General features: G+C 54.9%; 10 protein-coding genes and 2 pseudogenes. 3 read left to right on the plus strand and 9 right to left on the minus strand.

Going from position 1 to position 24,742, the window contains the following annotated elements; all coding sequences use genetic code 11:
* Positions 1-17: 17 nt before the first annotated feature.
* Positions 18-2,306, minus strand: coding sequence for a UDP-forming cellulose synthase catalytic subunit (gene bcsA, locus H2515_RS07980; RefSeq protein WP_198659777.1), 2,289 nt, complete (start codon positions 2,304-2,306; stop codon positions 18-20).
* 758 nt (positions 2,307-3,064) lie between these two features.
* Here bcsA (H2515_RS07980) and H2515_RS07985 point away from each other — a divergent pair.
* Positions 3,065-4,234, plus strand: coding sequence for an HD domain-containing phosphohydrolase (locus H2515_RS07985; protein ID WP_198659778.1), 1,170 nt, complete (start codon positions 3,065-3,067; stop codon positions 4,232-4,234).
* Positions 4,235-4,275: 41 nt separating this feature from the next.
* Positions 4,276-6,852, plus strand: a complete 2,577-nt coding sequence (locus tag H2515_RS07990; RefSeq protein WP_198659779.1) for an ATP-binding protein — start codon at positions 4,276-4,278, stop codon at positions 6,850-6,852.
* Between the two features lie 30 nt (positions 6,853-6,882).
* Here the strand turns inward: H2515_RS07990 and H2515_RS07995 are convergent, their stop codons facing one another.
* The 6 genes from H2515_RS07995 to H2515_RS08020 all read right to left on the minus strand — a co-directional run bounded on the left by H2515_RS07995 (position 6,883) and on the right by H2515_RS08020 (position 18,853).
* On the minus strand, positions 6,883-7,758 hold the full coding sequence (locus H2515_RS07995; protein WP_198659780.1) for a crotonase/enoyl-CoA hydratase family protein: 876 nt from the start codon (positions 7,756-7,758) through the stop codon (positions 6,883-6,885).
* A gap of 375 nt (positions 7,759-8,133) precedes the next feature.
* On the minus strand, positions 8,134-9,753 hold the full coding sequence (locus H2515_RS08000; RefSeq protein ID WP_198659781.1) for a cellulose synthase subunit BcsC-related outer membrane protein: 1,620 nt from the start codon (positions 9,751-9,753) through the stop codon (positions 8,134-8,136).
* 2 nt (positions 9,754-9,755) lie between these two features.
* The gene (locus H2515_RS08005) at positions 9,756-12,134 is read right to left on the minus strand and encodes a tetratricopeptide repeat protein (RefSeq protein ID WP_198659782.1); all 2,379 of its coding nucleotides are present in this window, start codon (positions 12,132-12,134) and stop codon (positions 9,756-9,758) included.
* Positions 12,113-13,270, minus strand: a complete 1,158-nt coding sequence (bcsZ, locus tag H2515_RS08010) for a cellulose synthase complex periplasmic endoglucanase BcsZ (RefSeq protein ID WP_232821297.1) — start codon at positions 13,268-13,270, stop codon at positions 12,113-12,115. Before bcsZ ends, H2515_RS08005 begins: the two co-directional genes overlap by 22 nt.
* A 17-nt stretch (positions 13,271-13,287) precedes the next feature.
* On the minus strand, positions 13,288-17,727 hold the full coding sequence (gene bcsA, locus H2515_RS08015; protein ID WP_198659783.1) for a UDP-forming cellulose synthase catalytic subunit: 4,440 nt from the start codon (positions 17,725-17,727) through the stop codon (positions 13,288-13,290).
* A 10-nt stretch (positions 17,728-17,737) separates the two neighbouring features.
* Entirely contained in the window at positions 17,738-18,853 is a 1,116-nt protein-coding gene (locus H2515_RS08020; RefSeq protein WP_198659784.1) for a ParA family protein, read from the minus strand.
* A 233-nt stretch (positions 18,854-19,086) separates the two neighbouring features.
* On the opposite strand from H2515_RS08020, the pseudogene H2515_RS08025 reads away from it, so the two are divergent.
* Positions 19,087-20,126 (plus strand): annotated as a pseudogene (locus H2515_RS08025) (IS5 family transposase).
* Between the two features lie 117 nt (positions 20,127-20,243).
* Here the strand turns inward: H2515_RS08025 and H2515_RS08035 are convergent.
* Positions 20,244-23,033, minus strand: coding sequence for a bifunctional diguanylate cyclase/phosphodiesterase (locus H2515_RS08035; RefSeq protein ID WP_232821299.1), 2,790 nt, complete (start codon positions 23,031-23,033; stop codon positions 20,244-20,246).
* A gap of 459 nt (positions 23,034-23,492) precedes the next feature.
* Positions 23,493-24,530: pseudogene (locus tag H2515_RS08050) on the minus strand (IS5 family transposase).
* Between the last annotated feature and the right edge of the window lie 212 nt (positions 24,531-24,742).

Raw genomic sequence — 24,742 nt, forward strand, 5'->3', positions numbered from 1 at the left:
ATGAGTCCTTTATGGTTTTATCCGCGATCAGAACGGTTATAAAACGCCACCGTCCATAAGGAGCGCGCACGTACCACAAACAGCCGATGGGCACCACGCATCACACCCTGTAGCCCTTGGTTCAGGATGAACTGCACGGAGTTACCGAGACCCGCAGTAGATTTTTTGGCAATGTACAAATAGGCAGCGAAAAAAGAAACTCTTTTACGCCGTCGCTCCAGGCGCTCCTCCAGTTGCTGGCTGTCGCCGTAGATCAAATCTACTATCTCGGCTTTTTGCTGGGTGTTTTGGTATTGGAATTGCACCCCAAGCTGCCCAGAAATATCGCTCTTTACTTTTGCTGGCACATGAATGACACGCCCTTTCTCGCGCGCGCTTTCTAACCAAAGAATGAGATTTTCCTGTGGTTTGAATGTTTCTTGAACACCTTCTGGACTGGATATTCGGAGAGAGGCCCCTCCGGTGGACAGATCGGTGATGCGTACAGCTATACGGCGATCATTCGCGGCGTGAAGAACTGCAGGAATAGGGTGCAACGGCATAATGCGGAATTGTTCGCGACGCTGTTTACGCTCTAGGGTCACACTGACTGCTGCAGCCACGATCATGAAGTTAATGACTTCCCACAACATCGTAAAAATAAGCTGCGGACGCTCCCCGGGATGGTCCAGCCAACGCCAGCCACCTACAGTCAATGATACTAAAACAATCAACAGCAATAGATACTGTACCCACGCTGTAGGAGCTATGGAATCCCGGTCCAGTTGTTCACCTTTGGGGGTCACCTTAAAGGACAGTTTTCTGGGCCGAAGAATGGTCGCGACAAGCGCCGGTGCCGCCAGAGGTGTTTGTACCATTTCGTACACGTCAGAAATCAGCGGCCAACGTATTTTTCCAAAGATAAAATCGGAAAAAATCATGGTGGACAGGAAATAGGGTACACCATATATCGCATACTGCTCTGTGGTAGCATTATAAACCATGATTCCGAACAGGAGAAATATGGACGGCGCCAGAATCGTGATAATGCGTGAGAATGGGAAAAACCAGTAGGAAAAACTCGACAAATAAGCAAGGCGTTGCATCGGCTTCAACCCAGGGAGGGTCAGGGGATTTTTAAAATGCAGCAATTGCAACGCACCCTGTGCCCAACGTACGCGTTGCGCAATGAAACTCATCATTGTTTCGGGTTGCAGACCGATGCTCAGGGATTCATTCAGAAACACACTATGATATCCCTTGGCGTGCAGAATCATCGCAGTTTCAGCGTCTTCCGTAATGGTGTCGCCCTGAATGCCACCCACTTCCAGTAGCATGCTCCGGCGCATAACGGCGGCAGATCCGCAAAAAAAAGAGGCATTCCAGCCATCCAAACCCGCTTGAATGACGTTATGAAACAGCTCGGTCTCCGGCGGTGAATCATGAAAGATGCCCAGATTTTTCTCAATGGGATCAGGATTAATAAAACTATGTGGAGTCTGTACGAGAAAGCATTTTTCATCATGAATAAAAAAACCAACGGTCTTTGTTAAAAAATCGCTGGTAGGCACATGATCCGCATCAAGAATCACCATTAATGTACCGTTGAGGGAATCCAAGGCAGCATTGATGTTGCCCGCTTTGGCATGATCATTGTGCACTCTGGTATGATAGATGACACCTAATTTCAGGCAAAGCTGCTGAAGTGTGCGACGGCGTGCGCGCGATTGTTCAGCAATTTTTGGTTTATTACACCGATCATCAGTACCCCCATCATCCAACAAATGAACCTGAAATCTATCTGATGGATAATGGATGTTTAATGCACCAAGTAAAGTCACCTCGAGCAAATCGGCGGATTCGTTGTAACTCGGGACGACAATATCGACGGTCGGAAATAGCGATTCGTCCGAAGGTAATGGGATTGGGGTACGACGGCGCGGATTTACATTGACGAAGTAGCCTAATAGTGCAAACCCTGATGAGTATACTTCGGCAGCGAAAAGGGTGAGGCCCGCAATCAGGCTGATGATTCCATAACCACCAATTGTAAACTCCATACGCCAAACCAAATAACGCGCAGTCAAAAAAATGGCGAGAAAGATACTAAGGATGCGCAACGGGGCGATCCATGGTCCCTGAAAATGGAGCTTACGCCCCAAGGACAAAATGACGATCATCGCTAAAAGCATGACACCGCCAATGTAGCCTTCTGCCTGGGTTGAAACGGGGCTGGCTGCCAATAACCACACGCCACACAGCCCTACCAGAATACTGAGCACAATTGTCGCGGTTACGAGAGAGCTTATCGTTGTTCTGATTGACATAAATAACCTCGTTCAATTCGTTGTCTCTACAGTAATATATTAATTTAGCCTCATGCATCGCATGTTTTTTTCTGGGACCCGGAGAGGAGTGGGGTGGTTGCTCATCGGTGACATTAAGAACATATCCCAGCCGTTGCAGCTCTCCATCCTTTGCCTCAGCACGGGTTTCTTGCGTCAGGATTAAATCACCATGGGCAGCGAATACCCCACACGGCAAGGCCGGTCGCAGATCGGAAAACCAAGGTTCCCGCCGTTTCTCCCTGCAAGCTTGCCCAGAGCCGCCGTCAGTATCGGACCGCGTTCGGAGCGATGGCTCCGTGCAACAGAATAAATGTGCTAATCAGGTGAACACAACGCCTCCAGAGGGAATCGTTCTGGACATTACATCAACTACATAGCAAGACCCATGCCACATAAGTTTTATCTATGGTTTACAGCGTATTAGAACATGCCAGAGACTTAAAACACCTTTTTCTGGACACTTTTTCTGTAGACAACTAGCTACAAAAGCATATGACATACTTAGACAATAAGGTTTTATTTTGTAAAAACAGACAGATATGATGGTAGCCATTTTGCAACGTGCTAATAGAGTCACCATCCGTAATACTCTAAGCATCACTTGAACACATTAATAATTTCTTTCCTCCAGTTAGGTGGTTAGGGTGGATATATCTTATGCGTTGGTCTACAGTTGGAGGTATGTGCAACCTCAGAAAACCAGGCTAAGATGCCGTCGCGTGGATCCGGAGAACCTTATGCGATCAGCGAACCAACATTTGTACCTCCAGGATAACTCGGATGCGCTGCTGTCCGGGGGCAAGACGAATCATTCGTGCCTGAAACCGTTCGTCATTATCGTGGACGACCAGTCAACCGGTCGCAAGATCCTGGAGAAGCTGGTGCTCGGCATTACACCGGAACTACTGGTGGAGAGCTTCACCGACCCCCACAAGGCCCTGGAGCGGATACACGACCAGACGCCGGATCTCATCCTTGTAGACTACAAAATGCCGATCATGGATGGGTTGGAGTTCACGAAGCGCGTCCGCGCCATTCCTGCCTGTGGTGATGTGCCGCTGGTGATCGTCACCATAGTCCAGGATATCCAGGTCCGCTACAAAGCCCTGGCGATCGGAGCCACGGATTTTCTCACTCGACCGGTGGACCAATACGAGTGCCAAGCACGTTGTCGTAATCTGCTCGCCCTGCGCAAGCAGCAGCAGATCGTCAAAGACCGGGCGAAGTGGCTGGAGGATCAGGTAGCGCTGGCGACCGGGCAGATCCGCGGAAGGGAGCGGGAAACGCTTCTTATTTTAGCGCGGGCCGGTGAGTACCGCGATCATGATACCGGCAACCATGTCATGCGCATGGCCAAGTATGCCCGCGTGATGGCCGAGAAGCTTGGCTTCACCAAAATGGACTGTGAAGAAATTGAGTTGGCCGCGCCGCTGCATGACATTGGCAAAATAGGTATACCTGACTCCATCCTCCTGAAGCCCGGCAAGCTCACAGAGGATGAGTTCCAGATAATGCAGGCGCACCCTCTCATCGGCCACGAAATATTGAGCGGCAGCCAATCCCGTTTTATCCAGATTGGGGCAGTGATTGCTTTGGGTCATCATGAAAAATTTGACGGTAGCGGCTATCCCAAGCGGCTGCGGGGGGAGCAAATCCCGCTGGCGGCGCGCATTGTCGCGGTGGCAGACGTGTATGACGCCCTGACTTCGGCGCGCCCGTACAAGGCGGCTTGGCCGTTCGATGAGGCCGTTGCTTATATGAGAGATCAGGCAGGTCATCACTTTGATCCCCTCTGCGTGCAGGCATTTCTCGACCAGATTGACGAAATCCTTGCAATCGGGAGGCAGTTATGCGATCCCTCACCGCAGGGAAATGTCGACTCATTGCCTGACGATGTGGGCGTGTAAAACTGGCGCAGCCCACCCTGGCCGCCACTGTGGATCCATCGATGTCCGATACTCAGATGCCCGAAGCACATGATCTAGCCACCCGTCAGGTGGGCCTCTTCCGGGCCCTCTCAGGCCGACTATCCCGGCGAACCGATAGTGAGCATGAGCAGGCGATTGTGCGAATGGTGATCGGCCTTCTGGTTTATATCTATCTATTCTCCTCCGCGTATGTCAGTTTTTTTAAAGACCCCAGGCCTCTTTTCACTCTGCAGATTTCGGCCACTATTTTTATAGCCTTTTCAATAATTTTGTTTATTTCCATCATCGTCTGGCCGGGCGAATCCCCCTTGCGGCGTATCTTGGGCATGAGTGGTGATCTCGGCATTGTATCTTTCCTGATCTCTCAGAGCGCCTACCAGTCGGGGGTTCCGCTGCTCGGAATCTATCTTTGGGTCACCATGGGGAATGGCTTCCGATATGGTCTCAACTATTTGTTTCTTGCTACCATTATGAGTGTTGCCGGCTTCACTGCCGTGCTGTTCACCAGCAATTTCTGGTCTTCTCATTTCACATTCTGGGTGGGCGGGTTAATCATGTTGGCTGCCCTCCCCACGTATATGGCTGCCCTGCTGGCCAAACTAAATGCCGCCATCGACCGCGCAAACGAGGCCAACAGGGCCAAATCTCGGTTTCTGGCCAAGATGAGCCACGAGCTGCGCACCCCATTGAATGGCGTCATCGGAATGAGTGATCTCCTCTTGGAGACCGGCCTGAACGAGGAACAAATTGGGCTCGCCCGCATCATTCAGGCATCGGCGCATACCCTGCTGGAATTGATCGAGAATATCCTGGATATTTCCAAGATCGAGGCGGGTCGTCTCGTCATTGAGCAGACCGACTTTGATTTGCATGCCCTGGTGAATCAAACACTCAAGACACTAACGACCGCAGCCAGCAAAAAGGGGCTGCATCTGATCAACCACATTGTCCCAGAGACGCCTTTCCTGCTGCGCGGGGATCCCCGCCATCTGCGCCAGGTGTTGATCAATCTCACCGGTAACGCCGTCAAGTTTACGGATAGAGGTCGTGTGGAGCTAAGTGTCCGCCCCCTTTCCGCCACGCCCGGCAAGGCCTGGCTCCGCTTTGATATCAGCGATACCGGCCCCGGCATTCCAGAGGAGGCTCAGGCGGGTATCTTCGAGCCTTTTGTTCAGGCGGATGCATCCATCCAGCGCCATTATGGCGGCACCGGTCTGGGCACCGCCATCGCTAAGGAACTGGTCGAGAAGATGGGGGGCCGCATCGGCTTCCATAGTCTTGCTGGCTCAGGTTCCACCTTCTGGTTCGAGTTGCCTTTCGTAATCCGCGATACAGCCCGGTTTCGGGATGCCACCGACACCTGTTCCCTGCCCGATACCCGTGTGCTGATCGTCGCTGGTGGCGCGCTAGCCGGGAACCTCCAGGATGCCCTGACGACATGGAACATGAAGAGCGACCTTGTGGGTAGCTCCGCACGGGCCTTCTCGCGGCTTGTTGAGGCCAACGAGCATGGCATGCCCTACCGGGTAGCCCTGGTGGAGCGCCGCCAACTGGAGTTGGCGGCTGATCAATTTGCAGTCGCGATGCGGGCGGAGTCTCTCCTGCAGCAGATATCCCTGGTGCTGGTCGAGGAGGGATCAAGGCAAGAGGACGAACGCTTCCTGCGCGCCGGATATTCATCGGTTCTACATGCCCCCCTTGACAGAACGCTGCTCTTTAATGCACTGCATGCCGCCAAAGCCGAGCATGACATGCCCGAGAACGTGGTCCCGCTGCTGGAGTACTACCAGCAGCGTAGCAGCGCCCGACCCCTGAACCTCCTCGTTGCAGAGGACGGTCTGGTGAACCAGAAAGTAATCCAGGGGATACTCAAGCACGCCGGGCACGCTGTACGTCTGGCGACCGATGGCGAGGAGGTCCTAGATATCCTGGCACGGGAAGGCCCTTCTTTTGACATGCTCATTCTGGACATGAGCATGCCTGGAATCAGCGGACTGGATGTCTTGAAGACCGTCCGGTTCATGGAAACTGCAACACCCGCCCCAGTCATCATGCTGACAGCCGACGCGACCCGCGAATCCATGGAGTCCTGCCGGCTGGCTGGCGCAACCGCCTATCTCACCAAGCCAATCGACGCCAGGCGTTTGCTCGACACCATCGCGCAACTTGCGGAAAAACGCCAGGAAACAAGCAAAAACGCTGTGGTGCACTCCCTGGATGCACAGGGAATCGCCCGGGGTATGGTAGACGAGCAGGCCTTATATGCCCTCAGGCAGTTGGGAGGGAATGATTTCGTCGATGACGTAACGAGGGGTTTTATCCAGGACAGTCATCATCTCGTGGCCGAAATCCAGGAATCAGCAGCGCAACGAGATTATCCGCATTTTCAGGATATGGTACACGCCCTCAAGGGTAGCGCCGGACAACTCGGATGTACGCTCCTGGTGCTGGCTTGCAGCGAGGCGGAGAGGTTGAAGCCTTATGATCTTGGCTCAGCGAAGGCGGAAGCCCTGGCAGTAAAGATCAGCGATTCATTTGATAGCAGCTGCATCGCGCTGACCACTTACCTTGATAGCCAGCGCGATGCAGTAACCTAATGTGTCTAAACAGGGATTGCCTGAGCCCTGCTATGCCGCGCCTTGGTGCCTTGCCGACTGTCTGGCAACAAGCCTCTCCATCATCCGTAGATCTCTCGCTTCCAGGCGCAATGCGGCATCGACCCAGATTTCCCCGACTTTTATCAACTCTTCGTAAGTGATCGGGCTACACAGGTCCTTCACCTTGCGCAAGGCGCGATACCCGTTTTTAGCCCGATTTTCTTTCTGAATATAGTCATACACGGCGCGTTCACCATGGTTATCCTCAGCGAGGATATCGACCACCCCCATATCATGCAGTTCTTCGGCGGTATAAATCTTTCCGCTCAGGATCATGCGCTCGGCATTGGCAATGCCGACCTTGCGGGACAGAAGACTATATGCACCCATGCCGGGGAATAGATTGAAGAGGATCTCGGGCATACCCATTTTGGCGCTGCGTTCAGCGATCAGAACATTGCTAGATAGGGCACCCTCGAACCCGCCTCCTAACGCGTCCCCCTGGACCAGCGAGATGGTGGTTATATCCTGATCGAGATGGCAAATATTGGCATGCAAAGCCTTTATGCAGGAAGTGGTATAGCGCAGGAGCCCGTCTCGATCTTTTGATTGAATGAGCGTTCTGAATAAATTCAGGTCTCCCCCCAAATTAAAAACGCCGGGAACATCGGAGGCCAATGCAATATAGCATATTTTACGACCTTTCGAGGACGTACTTTGAGAAACTACTGTTCCGTGAAAATGGCTGATCTCGTCCAGCAATACCGGAGTAAAGCAGGGGCGCGGCGAGGCGTGCATGAAGTACCACATTAATTGATACTTTTCATCATAAAAAGTGCCCAGTTGGCTGTAAGAGGAGTGATTGGATTCGGGCAACTGCGCAGAAGGTTGAAGCATGCTGTTCATGAGGTTCTCCTAGGAAATTTTGGATGGCATTGAGATGGGGCAAGGAAGTGCGAAGTCGCACCCAATCAATTTCGCTAAAATGAGGCCAGTAATCAAGAGCGTTGGCCTCCCCAAAAATCCACAAGCTCGGCACCCGCTGGACTGATCGCCAGGAAGAATAAGGCGATAGCCGATGAGGTACAGAAACCGAAGAGTCACAACTGCGTTATTTGCCTTTTATCTTCTTGTGGTTCGCGGCAGGCATAACCCAACATGGCGCAAAGCTGAAGACACGACAATGGCAGCGGCAAGAAAGATTGCGTTAATGATCCAGATTTACCCATTGGCTGCCTCCGCCTGAGCGTTTTTTAGCGCCAGGCCGATCATCCGTCATGGCTACTGCGGCGTCATCCAGGGTTTGATTAGGCTGTCCGGAGCGGGTGGTGTGGACAAGGGGCTGAAATAGTATTGGAGGGATACTCCCGCAACGGTATCCTGGTAGTTTCTTGAGTTGTCCATGCGCAACCATCCCGTACCCAACCATTGGGGTGCGAAAAGATAAGCCAGTTGACCGGTAACGGCATAAGCAATACTGCTGACATTTTGAGCAGGATAATACGGGTATTGGTGATTGACTGCGCTTGCTTGAGCTTGTAAGGCTGGATCCATGGGAAAATACGGGCTGGACGACTGCTGGAAAGTTTGCCAGCCTAAGCGGCCAGAAAGCTTCCAAACAGCATGCGCGCCCATATAGCCCTCCCAGTCTACTGTCGCACTAGGCCGGTAGAATGTTTGCGGGCTGAAATAGCCGCCCTGCCCCAAGGTGAAAAAAGAAAGATTTTTTGCGTAACTCATGAACAACATGTTAATACCCACATGTACCTGCTCATCGGGGATGCCGGTAGCAACGGGCCACCGCAAGCCGCCGTCCACACTCCAGCGATGGTTGGCAGCCACATGTGAGCCCTGCAGAACCGCATAAGAAAGCGAACCGTAGCGCGCTGGGTCCTGACCTGCGCCGGCAGCGATTTGCACGGTATTGGCAAACACCCCGCCCCAGTTGCTGCCCGTGTATGGATCGTACATGCCGGCATAGGAAAGCAAACTGTCAACAACAGGTCTGCGGTCAGCCTGGAGAGAAAGCGGGCCGCCACCCGGTTGCCAGGCAATCCCACCCGTCAGTCCATGTTCAAGAAAACCCGTTGGGGTGGAACCAATGTCCATTTGCAAGTCGGGTCTGGCAAACAACAAAGAGAAGCCTGTACCGGTCGCCCGATCGGTGACATTGGGAACGAAACCGAAGGCCGGTGCACTCCCAACCAGATGGGCGTCGGCAGCGTCCGGCTGACCGCCTGCAGACAAATGGACGTTGCTTGCCGAAACGGTTAACCGACCCAGGTTACCCAGGGTTGTGCTGGCCGCAGCGTTAACGTTGGTTTCATTCAGTCTGCTCAGCCCCGTTGTTCCCGTTCTCGCCCGGGAGCCCACCCCCCCGCCAACCCAGGTACTCAGTTGTGCGCGAAGCTTTTCGATCTGTTGCTCGATATGCGCGCGCGCATCAGCCACGTGCCCACTCTGAATCTCCGTTTCCCCAGAAGAGGACCTTGGCGCCTCAGCGTTGATTGGAGAAAGCGGCTCGTTAGTGGTTCTGTTGGCCATAGCTTCTGGCTGCGGCTGAACCTGGGCGTAAACCGGAGGTACTGGTTCAGTGGTTCTTGACAGCGAGGGATTGGGAGTTCGTGATGACAGGTGTCGTGAATAGCCGTTCGAATGTTGCAGACTCTGCAGCAGCTCCTGCCGCATCTGATTGATATGAGACTGTAATTTAGCGATTTCGTGGGCCATCGCCAATTGCCCCTCTAAATGATGTTGCTCTGACTGTAGACGGGACAACTCCGCCTTCATGCGGACATCCAGAGCACCGCTTGCGTTATCAGCCATTGCGGCTGGCGCCCCAGCCGGTGCCAGGGCGACCATTGATACTGCGATCAAGATGGAACGACGCAGATCAGGCATGATTAATCTCCAGCAAAAGGTGGCATAGGCTCCGCTACCGTGATTGCCGGGGAGATCGCGGCAGGTCTCCTCGTGCCACTAGGCATCTGATGCAGCAGCTCTTGATAGTAGGCAAGTGCGCTCACCGGATTCCCTCTTGCGTCGGCGAGTTGCGCGGCGAGTTCGAGCAGGGCTGGATTATCGGGCCAAAAAGACAAGCCCTTTTGTGCCCATTGCCAAGCTTGGTCCAGAGCATGGGCAGCAAAGGCGGCACTCACAGCTTCGGCGTAGCCACCAGGCGTATTGCCAGGACCAACGTGTCGGAAAAGCCGGTACGCATCCCTGGATTGTCCGGCGGACAGATACACATTGGCTAGCTGCCGGGTGTAATGCGGCATCTCCGGGAATAATTGGATCATATTATGATAAATGGCCGCCGCCGCGCGGTAATGTTTTCCCGAAACAAACGCACCGGCCTCCCGGTCCGCTCCGTAGCGAAAAATCTCCTGCAGTTGTTGCTGCTGACTGGCGGTCAGATTTGCTGTAATACGCAGGCGCATCAGCAAAGCATATAGCTGCTGGTCATTCTTGTCCCTATAAAGTTGCCATGCTTCTAGCAAGCGGATATTCGTAATGGCGCGCCGGATGACAGGATCCCCCGGATATTTGGCGCTCAGCGTTTGGAGGATAGCGCGGGCACGACGATAATCGTTGCTCTTTACCGCAGCATTGGCCTTTTGTTTGGCACTGAGAACCATGAGTTTTTTTAATTGCTCTTGCTGATCTGGAGTCAGAGGCTGACCATTGATCTGGTCAAGAATATGCTGCAATGCATCATAAGCTCCACTATTATAAAGCACCCACGCCAATTGTAACCGCAAGGCCGGAGAGGCTCCCACACCGATGCGCGTGGCCTTTTGGAATGCCGCCCGTGCTTGGACATAATCCTTGAGTCCGGCATAGGCACCACCAATGACGGCCCAGTAGCCAGCCTCTTTTTCGGCGGCGCTGCGGACCACCGTGGGGATCCTGCGCGCTGCTTCCAAGGCGGCATCATCTTGTCCTGCGCTATGAAGCACTCCGATCAAACTGATCCAGAGAGAGGCCTTGTTGGGCTCGGATATGACGGCTTTCCGATAAAGAGCGATGGCCTCAGGATACTTTTGTTGCGCGACATAGGCTCCGGCCAGCCCCTCTAATGCCACGCTGTTATTTGGTGATCCATTGAGGACACGGCGGTAGTAATGAATAGCCATGTCATATTCTCCGCTATGAGCGGCATTACTGGCCAGATGTAAGGTGGCATAGCTCCGCGCTAGCTGAATTTTTTTAGCAATGGCTGGACGTTGGTCTACGGGTGCAATGGCTTCTTCCTGTTGATAAGCATTTATGGCATCAGGAAATTGATGCGCGGCCAGGTGGATATCGGCAAGGGCTTCCAGATAATGCCAATTTTGCGGGTGAGCGCGAAGGAGCTTTGTAAAAATTTGTTCCGATTCCTTCAGCCGGCCGACATGCAGCGCTGCGTAGCCCGCCCGCTCCCGGATCAATAGGCTGGCCTGCTGCGCGCCGATGGCACGTTGTATGGCCCCCCGACGGACCGCCATAGCGGCGGCCTCCGCCTTTTGCAGTTGTGCCGCCAGTATGGCATCGGGATATCGTTGAAGGTAAGCACGAAGCAAAGGAATGGCGGCAGGTGCAGCGCCTTCCCAGACCAGCGCTTGACGCCAGGATTGACGTGCTGATTCACGCATTGCCCCGTGCCCTTCTGCAAGGTGGGCGAGCAGGTCGATACCTTGGGTACGGCTATCAGGGGCGTAGGTGAGGAGTTGGCCCAGCACTAAAGCATATTGCGGGTCTTGATGCTGTGTTTTCACCAATTCCTGCAACATGAAGATCGCTCGGGGACGTCCGCCAGGAACATTGGCCAGGGCGTTGAAATAGCCAGCGGCAAGATCGGGGGGCACTGGCTTCCCTTGCAGCGCCTGGTCATAGGCACTGACGGCCGCGGCATACGCGTTCCTTGCCAGGAGGGCTGCTGCTTGTTGCAGCAAGCGCCCGCGCTGTGGGCCCACGCTCATGGCAGCCGCAATGCGGGCAATATCAGGAGATTGCGGCGCCACAGATTTGAGGCGATCAAGATAGTCGATAGCCTTTTGCTTCTGCCCGGATTGATCGGCAATCATGGCCAAGGCGGCCAGCGCGTCCGGGTTGCTTGGGTCTACGAGAAGCAATTGCTCCCACGTATTGGCTGCCAGATCAGATCGCCCGTGATTCTGCCAATAAATCGCTTTTTGCTGCAAAAATTGGATATCGCTGCCAGCCCATGCTCCACTTGACAACAAGCTCAGCAAGACCAGGACGGCCAGTTTTCCATGTGTCAGTTTTTGGCTTTCTGCCATCTCGGTTCCAAGTCTCCATCGGAGGCGAAACGGAAGGCCCCGTCTTTCCAGCCAATGACAAAGAGTATCAGGTTTTGATCGTAATAACGGGGCGGATTGCCATAGAGGCCTGTTTTTGGATCCAGATCCGCCGTGAGGCGCAGCGTTTGATTCGCTACCTGGGTTTTCATTCCAAGACGTTCCAGGTAGGGAATTACCGCCGCAGAAAAACCAACCGGCCCAACGCCACTGACGTTGCCACTGGCGGCATCTGCCGTGAGCGGCGGCAGGAGATGCGTGGAGAGATAATCCCGCATACCCCAAAGGGCACCTATGATGCCAGCAGAACCGGGGGATGCTGGGTTGGTCATACCGGCCCAAAGATAGACGCGAATCGCGTTATAACCACCTGCCGTACCCTCTGGTGCGGCACCAAATCCCTTGCCGACGGTATAGCTCACCCAGTCCGGTGCAAAGCCTTTGGGAGCGACGTCCTTCATCAAGGTGGGCAGATTCCTGGCTATCTGCTGCCAGGGACCCTCCGGCAGCTCCTTGCCCAGCGCATCCACTACCGGAAGAGGAAGGTAGCTGAGATTGAAAATATAGATATCTGGGTTTTTATGAAATCCTTCCTTCCCCGGCAGGAGCATAACCCCGACACCTGGAACGGTCACCACTTCCCGCATGGCTATGCGCCTGGCCAGCAGATCCCCAAGCGCAGTGTACCGGGGTTCCTGCCACAACCGACCGGCCTGAATCAAGGTGTACGCCATCCATAAATCCGCATCAGACGCCGAATTTTTCTCCAAAACCCCCCAGTTGCCATTTTTGCTTTTTCCCCACTGCCAAGCGGGTAAGTGTTCCGCCAGGCTACCCTGCGCAAGATTGTCTTGTGTCCAGTCCAGCAGTTGCGAAAACAGCGTTTTATCGTTCGCGACCAAGGCAAAAAACAGTGCGTAGGATTGCGCCTCCGATGTGGTAACACCGCCCGCTTCGTAATCAATCACCCGGCCTTGGGGACTGATGAAACGCGCCGTATAGTGTTGCCAAAAGATCGGCCACGGGGATGGTGCCACGGATAATGGAGCAGCAGCAGAACAAGCGGCACAGGTCATCACCATGAAGCACATGGAAATGCACATCAGAAATCGAAGCATTTGCCCACCTGGTGGGATCACGTATCGCCACGCAGTCGACGATTGGACCGGCGCCGCAACCATACGGTCAGGATCACTCCAAGCACTGCAGTACCCGCAGCGATGATCCCAGCAATCAACCACGGGGCATGGTTGAGCCGCCAGAATAACCAGGTCCAGAAAGGCAAGTGGCCTGTATCTATATAGGGTGCGGGCAGGATAAAGGAACGAGGGCTGCTGCTGCTGTCGTTTGTCGAAAAAAGAGAAAGGTTGCCAAATATCCTGGAGCGGAGCGTAGCATCCAGCAGCGTACTCGACATGAGATGCCAATCCTGATTGTTCTTGGCCATCATGAAGAGTGCCACCCGGTTCGCCTGCAAAGGGGATATGATCTCTTCCATGAGGGCTGCCGGGGTTGTTTCCTGGGCAAGAAACTGACCGAGCGCTCCGGCACCATAGGTTCTACTTCCTGGTGATTGATCCCACCATGGCAAATCATTCGTCAGGCGAGAAAACGGTCCCTGCAGGTTTTGAATATGTACCCCAGTGCCCGTAACCACCAGCGGTAGATTCCCACTCCAGTTGTGTATCAGTGGCTGATCGGATGGCGTCCCCATTACAATCAGATTCTTATTCTTGGCACTGGTCACCATATCCGGACTGACGACGGTGATCCGGAGCGCGGGATAACCCGTTTGCGCACCAAATTGGCCCAACAGATCGAGGTACGTTGCCACGGCAGCGTCATCGACCGTTTTTGGCATCACCACGGCGGTGTGGGATAGGTCCGCATAGCGGGTAAAGGGATAGCCGCCATTCGCCAGCAAGGCGAGGTTTGGCAAGCGCGTGAAGTGCGGCACGCCAGACAGATCCAGATACGAATCCGGGAGTACTGCGCCGCGCAAGGTGTCGGGCATCGTATCTTGACACGGCCCCTTTTTGGCGACCTGAAATCCAAAAAAGAAGTTCAGGGTGTTGTCCAGAGGCTGTATCCGGGTGGCCGGGATAGCGAAGTCGTGTTGCAGGATTCCGGAGGCTTTTCCTTTGCCTCCCGGTAGGCCGACAGCCCCGGTAAACTGATTGTTCATATTCAGGACCAAGGAGGATTGATTCCCGATAGGTCCTGGATTGTAGGTATAACGCAGATGCAGCGGAACGTCCTTGATGCCCCAGAAGAAGAGATCAGGAGCCACGCGAAAGGGGATAGTCACGTCCCCCGCATATTCCACCTGCAAGGAGTTCTTGGCGGCTATCCCACCGAGCTTGGTAGCGTGCTTTGTGCTGAGCCATCGAGGCGCGTCATCTGCCTTTCTCGGCTCTGGCAACGCGAAGTGCTCAATTTCAGCGGTAGACCCCCCAGTGGCATAATGCCCGAGCACCAGGGCCTGCGCTGCCATGAGCAGTTGCTTGCCATTCTTTCCCATGATCAACAACAACTTGGCGGAGGGATCGACAGGATTGCTGCGCACGGCGATGGTTGGACCGTTGGCCACGGGTAAGTCCATATTCTGTAAAGACGCGGGAATACCATTGCTGGTGTCGATGAAAACTACGGCATTGCCTTTCGGCAGATTATTCATGGATGCGGGAAAGTGGACGGGACGATAATCCGCCAGTGCGCCGAACCAGGAGGCGACCACCCCAGCCGCTTCCAAGGTGTGCGACGAAGCGGTTCCATACACCACAAAAAAGGGTACGTTGACCGAGCCTTGGCCAGCACGGTAATAAAATGGGGCGGGAAGCAATGAAAGCTGATCAGGAAGATTCAGCAGGGTGCCCGCGACCTGAATATGGGTTTGGGGAAGGATGTCAGCCCACAAGGTGGAGTTGGCGGGGTCTTCACATTGCATGGTGTAGTGACCAATCAACTGAAAACCAATGTGGTTGTACGTTTGGATGAGGAAAGGATTGACCGGGACGGTGAAGGTCTGAATAGAGCCCGGCAGGCCGTTCTGTGGAACGGGCCAGGAAGCGATGACGCTACCGTTCAGGACCAGATTGATCTGGCTGATTCGGGACAAAAGGCCAGGGGAATAGCGAAATTGAACCGTCACGCTGGCAGACTGAACCAGTTCATTGCCAGGAATATTCAAATATACCGTTTGCAGACCACTGATGCCGGTAAGGTGCAAGCCTTGCGGAAGGCCAAGCTCAGTGAGCGTCCAGGATTTACTGAAAGTACCTATGGCGTTTTGTGGCATGGCCGGAGTAGCTGAAGCGGTAGTTGCGGACTCGACCGCTATCGGTGATGTTACGCCAGATCCAGCTGCCCGTGCCTGCGGACCAGATAGCGCCACTAGTATGGCGGTTAACGCAAGGCCGGCAGTGGCAGCCGATACCACTTTCCGGCTCCATGGCAAAAGGCTTCGTATCATGATTCCACTGCCCATGAGAGCCACCTTGCCCACCAACAACAGGCTTTTTAATGGCCGGTCATCGGCCCGTCCTTCGCCCCAGCCCAGCCACGCATCAGCTCGGGTATAGAGGAGGCTGACCAATTGCGCCTGTTCATGCAGATGGAGATCGCCAAAAGCCAGACTCAGGAAATTCGGTCCCTGTGCAACGACTTTGGTCGGGAAAGCGTAGCAATCAGCATCCCAGTACAGACGGACGGTGAAAAGAGTTCCTGGCGCCAAGGTGGGCATGTTCTGGGCCTCCAATCGAAGTCCACCGTCGGAGACGTTCTGGGTAATCGCCTTGATCGGCCCTGCACTGGTCATAATCTCGGCTGGCAAGCGAACCGGAACGCGCACGTGGTTGCGGACCTGACGCGCTTCGCGGGCTACCGCCATCGCCGCGCTGATGATAATGATATTGTATAGCGTCCATATACTGGTCATGACAATGGTGGATACATCAGGCGCCGACTCCACGGTAAGACGAAGTCCGGCCGCCAGCAGGCCAACAAGGTTCACCAACCAGAGAATCATATAGGGCCTGGCAATATGCGTATCGAAATGGGTTTGCGCATTGATTCCGCCTTTTGCGGTGACGTTGAACTTGCCGAGCCGGGGATTCAGCACCGCCAGCAAGACCGGTAGGAGGATGTACGGCGCCAGCGCGGTTTCATAGACCTCGTTCCAGAATGAGTATCGGTGACGCCCCTGAATGCGCGAGTTCGTCAAATTGGCAAGAAAAAGGTGCGGCAGGGAATAAGCGGCAAAGGTTATCGCGTAGGCATCCAGCACCCGCAGGCCAAACAATAGATAAGCGAGTGGCGCAGTGAGAAATACGAGACGCGGCAGGGCAAAGAAAAAATGCGCCATGGCATTCAGATAGCAGAGCCGCTGCCATCCGTTCAAGCCTTTGCCGAGTAACGGATTGTCCACCCGGAATATTTGTGCCATGCCCCGCGCCCAACGAATGCGCTGTCCCACATGACTGGCAAGGTTTTCTGTGGCCAGGCCGGCAGCTTGGGGAATATTCAGATACGCGGTCTTCCAACCGCGTCGTTGCAGCTTCAGCGCTGTGTGCGCATCCTCCGTCACCGTCTCCACAGCAATACCGCCAATCTCCTGCAGCGCATCGCGGCGTAACACCGCACAAGATCCGCAGAAAAATGTCGCATCCCAGAGATCATTACCATCCTGGATCAAACCGTAAAAGAGCTCCCCTTCATTGGGAACCAGGCGAAAGAGCTCCAGGTTGCGCTCGAAAGGATCGGGTGAATAGAAGTGATGCGGTGTCTGGAGGAGCGCGATGCGTGGGTCGCGCTCCATCCAGCCCATGGTGATCTGCAGGAAAGAGCGGGCAGGGATATGGTCGCAATCAAAAATAGCGATATATTCGCCATTCGTCTGGGTCATGGCATGGTTGAGATTGCCAGCCTTTGCATGGCTATGCTCAGTTCTCGTAATGTAGCTGGCGCCGATTCGCGTGGCAAAGTCTCGAAATTCATCCCGCGTGCCGTCATCGAGAAGGTAGACATGCAGCTTATCCTCCGGCCAGTCGATGGTGAGGGAGGCAATCACGGTAGATCTGACGACACTCAATGGTTCATTGTAGGTGGGGATATAAATGTCCACGTCTGGCCAGAGTTTGGAGTCGGGGGTCAGCGGGATCGGTTTGCGCTGCAAAGGCCACGCGGTCTGAATGTAACCGAGGAACAGGGTGATCCATGCGTAACACTCGGCTGCCAACAGGATAAAGGTCGGAATAAAGTCATACCAATGATAGTTTGGATCACCGATACCTAATGTCTCGGTAACCCGCCACCAAATATAGCGAGAAGTCAAGAAAACAGAGATCCCTACCAGACTGAGGGTGACCCACTGGGCCTTCGAACGCCAGCTCAACGCGAGCGCAAAAAGGAAAAGGCAGCCGGCCAGCACCGTCTGCCCCTGCCAATCAAGAGGCACCCGAATCATGATTGCCACCAACGCCAAAAACATGACCACGGACAGCGCCGCCAGCACGCCCTTTCCACCGCGCCCCTTCCAAGGCCACGGAAGAGAGAAAAGAAGATTCGACCTTGTCATAATAGCCCTTCTAGATGTTTATTGCGGAGAGTGACGATGTGGTAAGCGACCAGCGCAGCAGCAGGCTCAAAAGCCCCCCGGAATGATCGACAAATAACGAACTGCTGAACGGTTTACTATCGGCGAGCGCTTGGCTTAACCCCGGATCTCTCGGTATAGGCTGGGTGGCGACCAATGCGCCGAAATCCTGATGAATCATCCTCGCAATCTCCAGATGCAGCGGGTTTTCTGCTTCAAACTGGTTGAGGATATAAAGACATTGCAGTGAGCCATCATTTTTGGTCAGTTTGGCAGCTTTTACCTCTTTCTGCATTTCTTCAATGGCCAGAACGGTCTCCAAACCCACCCGCAAGGGAATCACGAGCAGATCTACCTGACTGATGAGGATATCCAACAGATCGAAACGGGCGGAAGCCACATCAAAAATCACCCAACCCGGCCTCCCCAGACGATCCACGAGAGAGGCTGCTTCTTTGGGAGACGCGCCCCCATCGACCCACGGCAGCACGGTGTCGACCATCGCCGCGGCTTCACGCCGACCGGCACTCACCAATCCTGAAAGACGAGCGCCTCCAGAGAGGTTCCCAACAGTCACATTCCATGACGCATCCCCCTCCAACTCCTCGCCTTGCATTCCAAAAAAGAGACGCGCCATCATCCCTGCGCCACCAAGATCAACCATCAAGGATGACTGGTCGTTATTGGCCAACAACCAAGCAAGACCAGCGGCGATAGTGCTGCACCCTGCCCCACCTAAAGGCGAGAATATGGCGACACGGGGTATGCGCCGGCCATGTTTGGGCGTTGTCTCTGACGTTGGCGTTTTAGTGGATAGAAAATGCAGCATGGAAAACCCGCTGGCATCAGGAGGATTGCTGGCTATTTCCTCCTCCTCGGGGTGTTGGCGGGCAATAGGGATAGCGGCGGCCTCGCTGCCACTACTTAGCTTTTCCTCTGCCCGAAAAGTGTCCTCCTCCGTTAGCTTTTCAACCTGAGCGCTACTACTGGAAGCCGAGGCGACTTCCAGACGGCTAGCAATATTACGAGGAAACTCTTGATAGCTCGCACCACTATCCGTGCCCATGGCACCAAACAATCTAGTAATATCCGATCGCACCTTCAGCATAACTCACCTCCCAAAACGCCCACCTTAAGTACGCGCGAATCCAAGCCATCGCCCTCCCTCCCTCAAGGTGAGGCGCGCACTCACGCCGAACGTGCCCGGACTGCATCAACTCTAAATTTTGCCATTTACAAGAGTCATAATTCAAGAGCCGTAATTAGTCTATCTGTAGGGCGGTTCGAAAAACTCCCCACTTCCAGTAAAATATAGGGAGCCGATTGGAAGGGAGAGCAACCATGGCAGGACTGGTAGGGCAAACAGGATTTTTCCCCGGAGACCGCCGGTTGCGGGAACTGGATTTGCTGGGCGACGGCCTGCCGCTGCTCAACCGGCTCATTCCCTGGGAGCGCTTCCGCCCAATTCTGGAGAGTGTGCCGAAGGCCAAACCCAAAGGGCCGGGAGGGAGGAAGCCCTACGACCGGATGCTGCTCTTCAAGATGATGGTGTTACAGCAACTGCACAATCTCAGCGACGAACAAACCGAATACCAGGTTCGGGATCGCCTCAGTTTTCAGCGTTTCCTGGGGCTTGGGTTGGAGGAAGCCGTACCCGATAACACGACCTTATGGCTATTCCGTGAATCACTGGCCCAGGCCAAACTGACGGAGCGACTGTTCACGGCCTTCCATGCTTTTCTGCGGGAAGCCGGCTACGCCGCACGGGCCGGGCAAATCATCGACGCGAGTTTTGTGACGGTTCCACGGCAACGGATGCACCGGAAGGAGCGGGAACAGGTCAATCAGGGCGAAACGCCCCAGACGTGGCAGGATCAGCCCGCCAAGCGCCGCCAGAAAGACACCGATGCCCGCTGGACCAAAAAGAATGGCCGCAGTTTCTTCGGATACAAGAACCATATCAACGTGGACAAGCGCCACAAGCTGATTCATCAGTACATGGTCACGGATGCCGCTGTGCATGACAGTCAGTGCCTGGAAGCGCTTCTGGACCCGGAGAATCAGGGCGTACAGGTTTTTGCGGACAGCGCCTATCGTTCAACGGAAGCGGAGCAAATGCTATGTCAAAAAGGTTACCGCAGCCGAATCCACGAGAAGGCGCAACGCAACCGCCCTTGACCAAGGCCCAGGAGTTGGCCAACACGCGCCGGTCACACCACCGCGCACGGGTTGAGCATGCCTTTGGCGCCATGGTACAGCAGGGTGGTAAGTTTCTGCGCACCATTGGTATGGCTCGCGCTGAAGTCAAAATCGGCATGATGAATCTGGTCTATAACATGCGGCGATTTACCTGCTTAATGCAGCAATCGGTGGCCAGGTAGGGATCAATCCGTCCAAAGCCCACGAAAAAGGCTAAAAATACTGGAAATACGCAGATAAAGTAGGGATAATGCGTAAAAATCGCCTGAAAGTGGCGAGGAAAGGGGGATATTCCATTCTCAAGTCGTGAAATTTTTGTTATTCGAAGTGCCCTGTAACTTTTTGCCACTTTCTTGAATACCAACATCCCGATCACATCGCTCAGATGCTGTGGCCGCCGCGTTATCCCGCATGGCCTTCACCGCCTGCCCCAGGCCTTCCTGAAAGCGGTGACTGTGCCCATGCAACTGGCCGAGCAGGAGATGGAGTTCCTCGCGCGTTCCGCTTTGCCGTACCTGAAGGATTTCCCGGCCCAGGATATGCACTGTTTCGTGCTCGGCCAGCAAGGTCTCCACCTCGGGTAGTTCCGATGCATGGGCATGCAGCCAGGTCGTGATCGGGCAGTCGGCCAGTTCCGTATGCTCGTAATCCTCATGTTTCATCACCGACTCTGCTGCCGCCCGCACCCAGCCCAGATGCTGGTACAGGGCCAGCATCGGCGTGTCCGCATCCCCGACGCCGAGGACAAAGCTGCGCACAAAATCCGCGACCGCTTTCGCCTCCAGCGGCCTGGCAATGGCGTACCCCTGGAGATAGTTGATTTTCATCTCGCGCAGGAAAGCGATGTGCGCTTCGGTTTCCACTCCTTCCACGGTGATGAGGACGCCCATCGCCAAGCCCAGATTGACGAGACTTTCGACGAAAATCAGGTCCTGGGGCTTGTTCGACAACTCGCGGATGAAACTCTGATCGATCTTGATCTCGTCAATGGGCAGATTTTTGAGTCGCAGGAGAGAGGCGTAAGCACTCCCCACGTCATCCAGGGCGATTTTGATGTCCGCGCCGCGCAGCCGTTGCAGATGCTCCAGGGCGGCCTCCTGTTCGAGGATTTCCCCGATTTCCAGCACCTCCAGCACCAGGGATTTCGGAGGGACACTCGGATACGCCGCCAGGATGCCAAAGACCGTATCGGCAAATCCGGGTTGATCGAGTTCTTCCGGGGTGACGTTGACGCTGAGAAAGAGGTCGAGACCCATGTCCCGCCATTGCGTCAGTTGCTGCAGCGCCGTTTGCAGCACGAAGCGTCCCAGTGCCTGACGCTCCCGTACGCCAAGGGAAGGAAGGAACCGATCGGGGGAGACCTCCTGATCCTCCCGGTGCCAGCGGGTCAGGGCCTCAAGGCCCGCCACCCGACCTGTTGCCAGAGCCACCAGAGGCTGATAGCGGAGGGTCACCGCTCCGCTGGCCAAGGCCCGCAGGAAATCCTGGCGCAACGTTTCATCGCCCACGGTGAGGGTGCCGAGATCGGGGTGATAGAGCTGCACCCAATCCGCCTTGGTTGGGCTGGTGCGCACCTTGGCGGCATACATGGCCTGATCGGCGTGGCGCAGAAGCAGGTCGGCGTCCCCCTCGTCAAAAGGATAGAGGGTCAACCCCAGACTCGCCTGAATACTGACTATCTTCCCCTTGATGTGGAAGGGCTGCGCAATCGCGGCCTGGAGGCGGGCCAGGACCTGATCCAGTTCATTCATATCGCGCAAGCCTTCCAGCAGCAGCACAAACTCATCGCCGCCCATGCGCGCTACGGTATCCGTCCGCCGCACCGCGTCTTGCAGGCGGCGGGCTATTTCTTTCAGCAGGTCGTCACCGGCGGCATGGCCGTAGATGTCATTGACCGGTTTGAAGGCGTCGAGATCGAGAAACCCCACCGCCAGGAGCCGCTCCTGCCGTTCCGTGCGGGCTAAGGCCTGATCAAACACCAGCCGCAGACCATCGCGGTTGGGCAGGCCGGTCAGGACATCGTGGGTCGCCTGCGTGGTCAGGGCCCGCTCAAAGGTCTGGCGTTGCAGCTCCCATCGGCGATCCAGGAAGAGGATGCGGCGATAGGCCGTCAAGCTGAGTCCCAAAGCGATGAGCAGAAAGACCAGAGGGTATTGAATTTGTCGTTGCCACCAGGCGGCCAGCCATTGATCCCTGGGGACGGAAACGAAAGCGGTCAATGGATAATGGCTCAAACGGGTAAAAGCGCCAAAGCGATAGATCGGCTCCCCCACCGCGACGACGCCCGCATACGTTCCATGATGTGCATGGGGAGCACGCTGCAAGGCTTGCCGCAAGGCTCCTCCTGCAGACACGGGATGGGCAAGCATCTTGGAAAGGTTGTTCTGGGGTACGGGCCAGCGCCCTTCAATATAAAAGTCACTCCGGAGCAGACCGACAGCCGTTCCCGTGCGCAAGGGCAGATGGCTCAGGAAGCCGCCAATACCACGAAAACGCAGCGGCGTGGTTACAACAAACAAGGGCTTTCCCGCCGAGGAAAATATCGTATATCTCAGGGGGATGACCCAATGACCCACCAATGGCCCGCGGAGCGGGTGGTAGATCCCCATGCCAGGTGTCTGTATGCCTTTCTGGAAAGCCGGCCAGATGGCCGGATTGTTGCGAAAATTCGGGAGCGGCGCGCCGACCGGTGCGGTCGTGGAAGCGATCACCTGCCCACTCGGGGCGATCAGATTCGCGCTGACGATATTTGAAGTGGCCTTCTGATAATCGAGCAGGAGCGTCCGGGCGCGGCGCAGATGATGGAGTGCATCTGCGCGCTGTAACTGCACCCCCAAAAACCGGAGCCCGGAGGCGTGGCCGTCCAGCAGCTTCTGCGTGACGGTCGCGACCATATCGGATTCCAGCGTCAGACGATACTGACTGTTCTGCTCATAGCGATGCCAGGAGAACCAGGCATACCATCCGGAAAAAGCCAATACCCCTACCAACGTCCCCCAAAAGACCAGAAATATGGTCCGCCGATAGGGAGGCATAGTGATGGGACGGGTGAGAAATGCGGGAATTTTCGGGATGATTTTCAAATTCAATGGATTCCGTTGGTAACAGTGATCTCTGGTCGGAAAACCAGATGTATGCCGGTTGTTATAACTACTCCGACTCGGAATGTAACGGTAAAAACGGTTCCCCACCATCCAGCAGAGAAACCGCAAAGCAGCCTCTCCCTTTGGTCTTCGCCAAATAAAGGGCACGGTCTGCCCGAGCCAATGCTTGTACGAATGGATTATCTTCTGCCGTCAGGGGAGTGACTCCCAAGCTCACGGACAGAGACACCTTTTCCTTGCTGGGCATATGGTACGATAGAATACATCATGCATATTCTCAAACAATCTTTTAAGGGCACTTCGAATAACAAAAATTTCACGACTTGAGAATGGAATATCCCCCTTTCCTCGCCACTTTCAGGCGATTTTTACGCATTATCCCTACTTTATCTGCGTATTTCCAGTATTTTTAGCCTTTTTCGTGGGCTTTGGACGGATTGATCCCTACCTGGCCACCGATTGCTGCATTAAGCAGGTAAATCGCCGCATGTTATAGACCAGATTCATCATGCCGATTTTGACTTCAGCGCGAGCCATACCAATGGTGCGCAGAAACTTACCACCCTGCTGTACCATGGCGCCAAAGGCATGCTCAACCCGTGCGCGGTGGTGTGACCGGCGCGTGTTGGCCAACTCCTGGGCCTTGGTCAAGGGCGGTTGCGTTGCGCCTTCTCGTGGATTCGGCTGCGGTAACCTTTTTGACATAGCATTTGCTCCGCTTCCGTTGAACGATAGGCGCTGTCCGCAAAAACCTGTACGCCCTGATTCTCCGGGTCCAGAAGCGCTTCCAGGCACTGACTGTCATGCACAGCGGCATCCGTGACCATGTACTGATGAATCAGCTTGTGGCGCTTGTCCACGTTGATATGGTTCTTGTATCCGAAGAAACTGCGGCCATTCTTTTGGTCCAGCGGGCATCGGTGTCTTTCTGGCGGCGCTTGGCGGGCTGATCCTGCCACGTCTGGGGCGTTTCGCCCTGATTGACCTGTTCCGCTCCTTCCGGTGCATCCGTTGCCGTGGAACCGTCACAAAACTCGCGTCGATGATTTGCCCGGCCCGTGCGGCGTAGCCGGCTTCCCGCAGAAAAGCATGGAAGGCCGTGAACAGTCGCTCCGTCAGTTTGGCCTGGGCCAGTGATTCACGGAATAGCCATAAGGTCGTGTTATCGGGTACGGCTTCCTCCAACCCAAGCCCCAGGAAACGCTGAAAACTGAGGCGATCCCGAACCTGGTATTCGGTTTGTTCGTCGCTGAGATTGTGCAGTTGCTGTAACACCATCATCTTGAAGAGCAGCATCCGGTCGTAGGGCTTCCTCCCTCCCGGCCCTTTGGGTTTGGCCTTCGGCACACTCTCCAGAATTGGGCGGAAGCGCTCCCAGGGAATGAGCCGGTTGAGCAGCGGCAGGCCGTCGCCCAGCAAATCCAGTTCCCGCAACCGGCGGTCTCCGGGGAAAAATCCTGTTTGCCCTACCAGTCCTGCCATGGTTGCTCTCCCTTCCAATCGGCTCCCTATATTTTACTGGAAGTGGGGAGTTTTTCGAACCGCCCTTAAAGCTATCCTCAGACTCCTTGAGAGATTTTTCCATTTTATGAAGTTTTGTAACATCAACTCCAGTGGCAATCACGATGCTTTCCTCCCTGATCTGTACAAGCGCACTAGAGGAAATAATGTATTTTATTTTATTGGTAACCGTG

Origin of the sequence: Acidithiobacillus ferrivorans (genome assembly GCF_016250455.1) — a bacterium.
Lineage (GTDB): Bacteria > Pseudomonadota > Gammaproteobacteria > Acidithiobacillales > Acidithiobacillaceae > Acidithiobacillus > Acidithiobacillus ferrivorans.

What these genes read in the sequence shown, in the direction of transcription:
- bcsZ (WP_232821297.1), bottom strand. Translation starts at nt 13,270, where the DNA reads ATGCTTCGATTTCTGATGTGCATTTCCATGTGCTTCATGGTGATGACC.
- bcsA (WP_198659777.1), bottom strand. Translation starts at nt 2,306, where the DNA reads ATGTCAATCAGAACAACGATAAGCTCTCTCGTAACCGCGACAATTGTG.
- H2515_RS07985 (WP_198659778.1), top strand. Translation starts at nt 3,065, where the DNA reads ATGCGATCAGCGAACCAACATTTGTACCTCCAGGATAACTCGGATGCG.
- H2515_RS08020 (WP_198659784.1), bottom strand. Translation starts at nt 18,853, where the DNA reads ATGCTGAAGGTGCGATCGGATATTACTAGATTGTTTGGTGCCATGGGC.
- H2515_RS08000 (WP_198659781.1), bottom strand. Translation starts at nt 9,753, where the DNA reads ATGCCTGATCTGCGTCGTTCCATCTTGATCGCAGTATCAATGGTCGCC.
- H2515_RS07995 (WP_198659780.1), bottom strand. Translation starts at nt 7,758, where the DNA reads ATGAACAGCATGCTTCAACCTTCTGCGCAGTTGCCCGAATCCAATCAC.
- bcsA (WP_198659783.1), bottom strand. Translation starts at nt 17,727, where the DNA reads ATGACAAGGTCGAATCTTCTTTTCTCTCTTCCGTGGCCTTGGAAGGGG.
- H2515_RS07990 (WP_198659779.1), top strand. Translation starts at nt 4,276, where the DNA reads ATGTCCGATACTCAGATGCCCGAAGCACATGATCTAGCCACCCGTCAG.
- H2515_RS08005 (WP_198659782.1), bottom strand. Translation starts at nt 12,134, where the DNA reads ATGGCAGAAAGCCAAAAACTGACACATGGAAAACTGGCCGTCCTGGTC.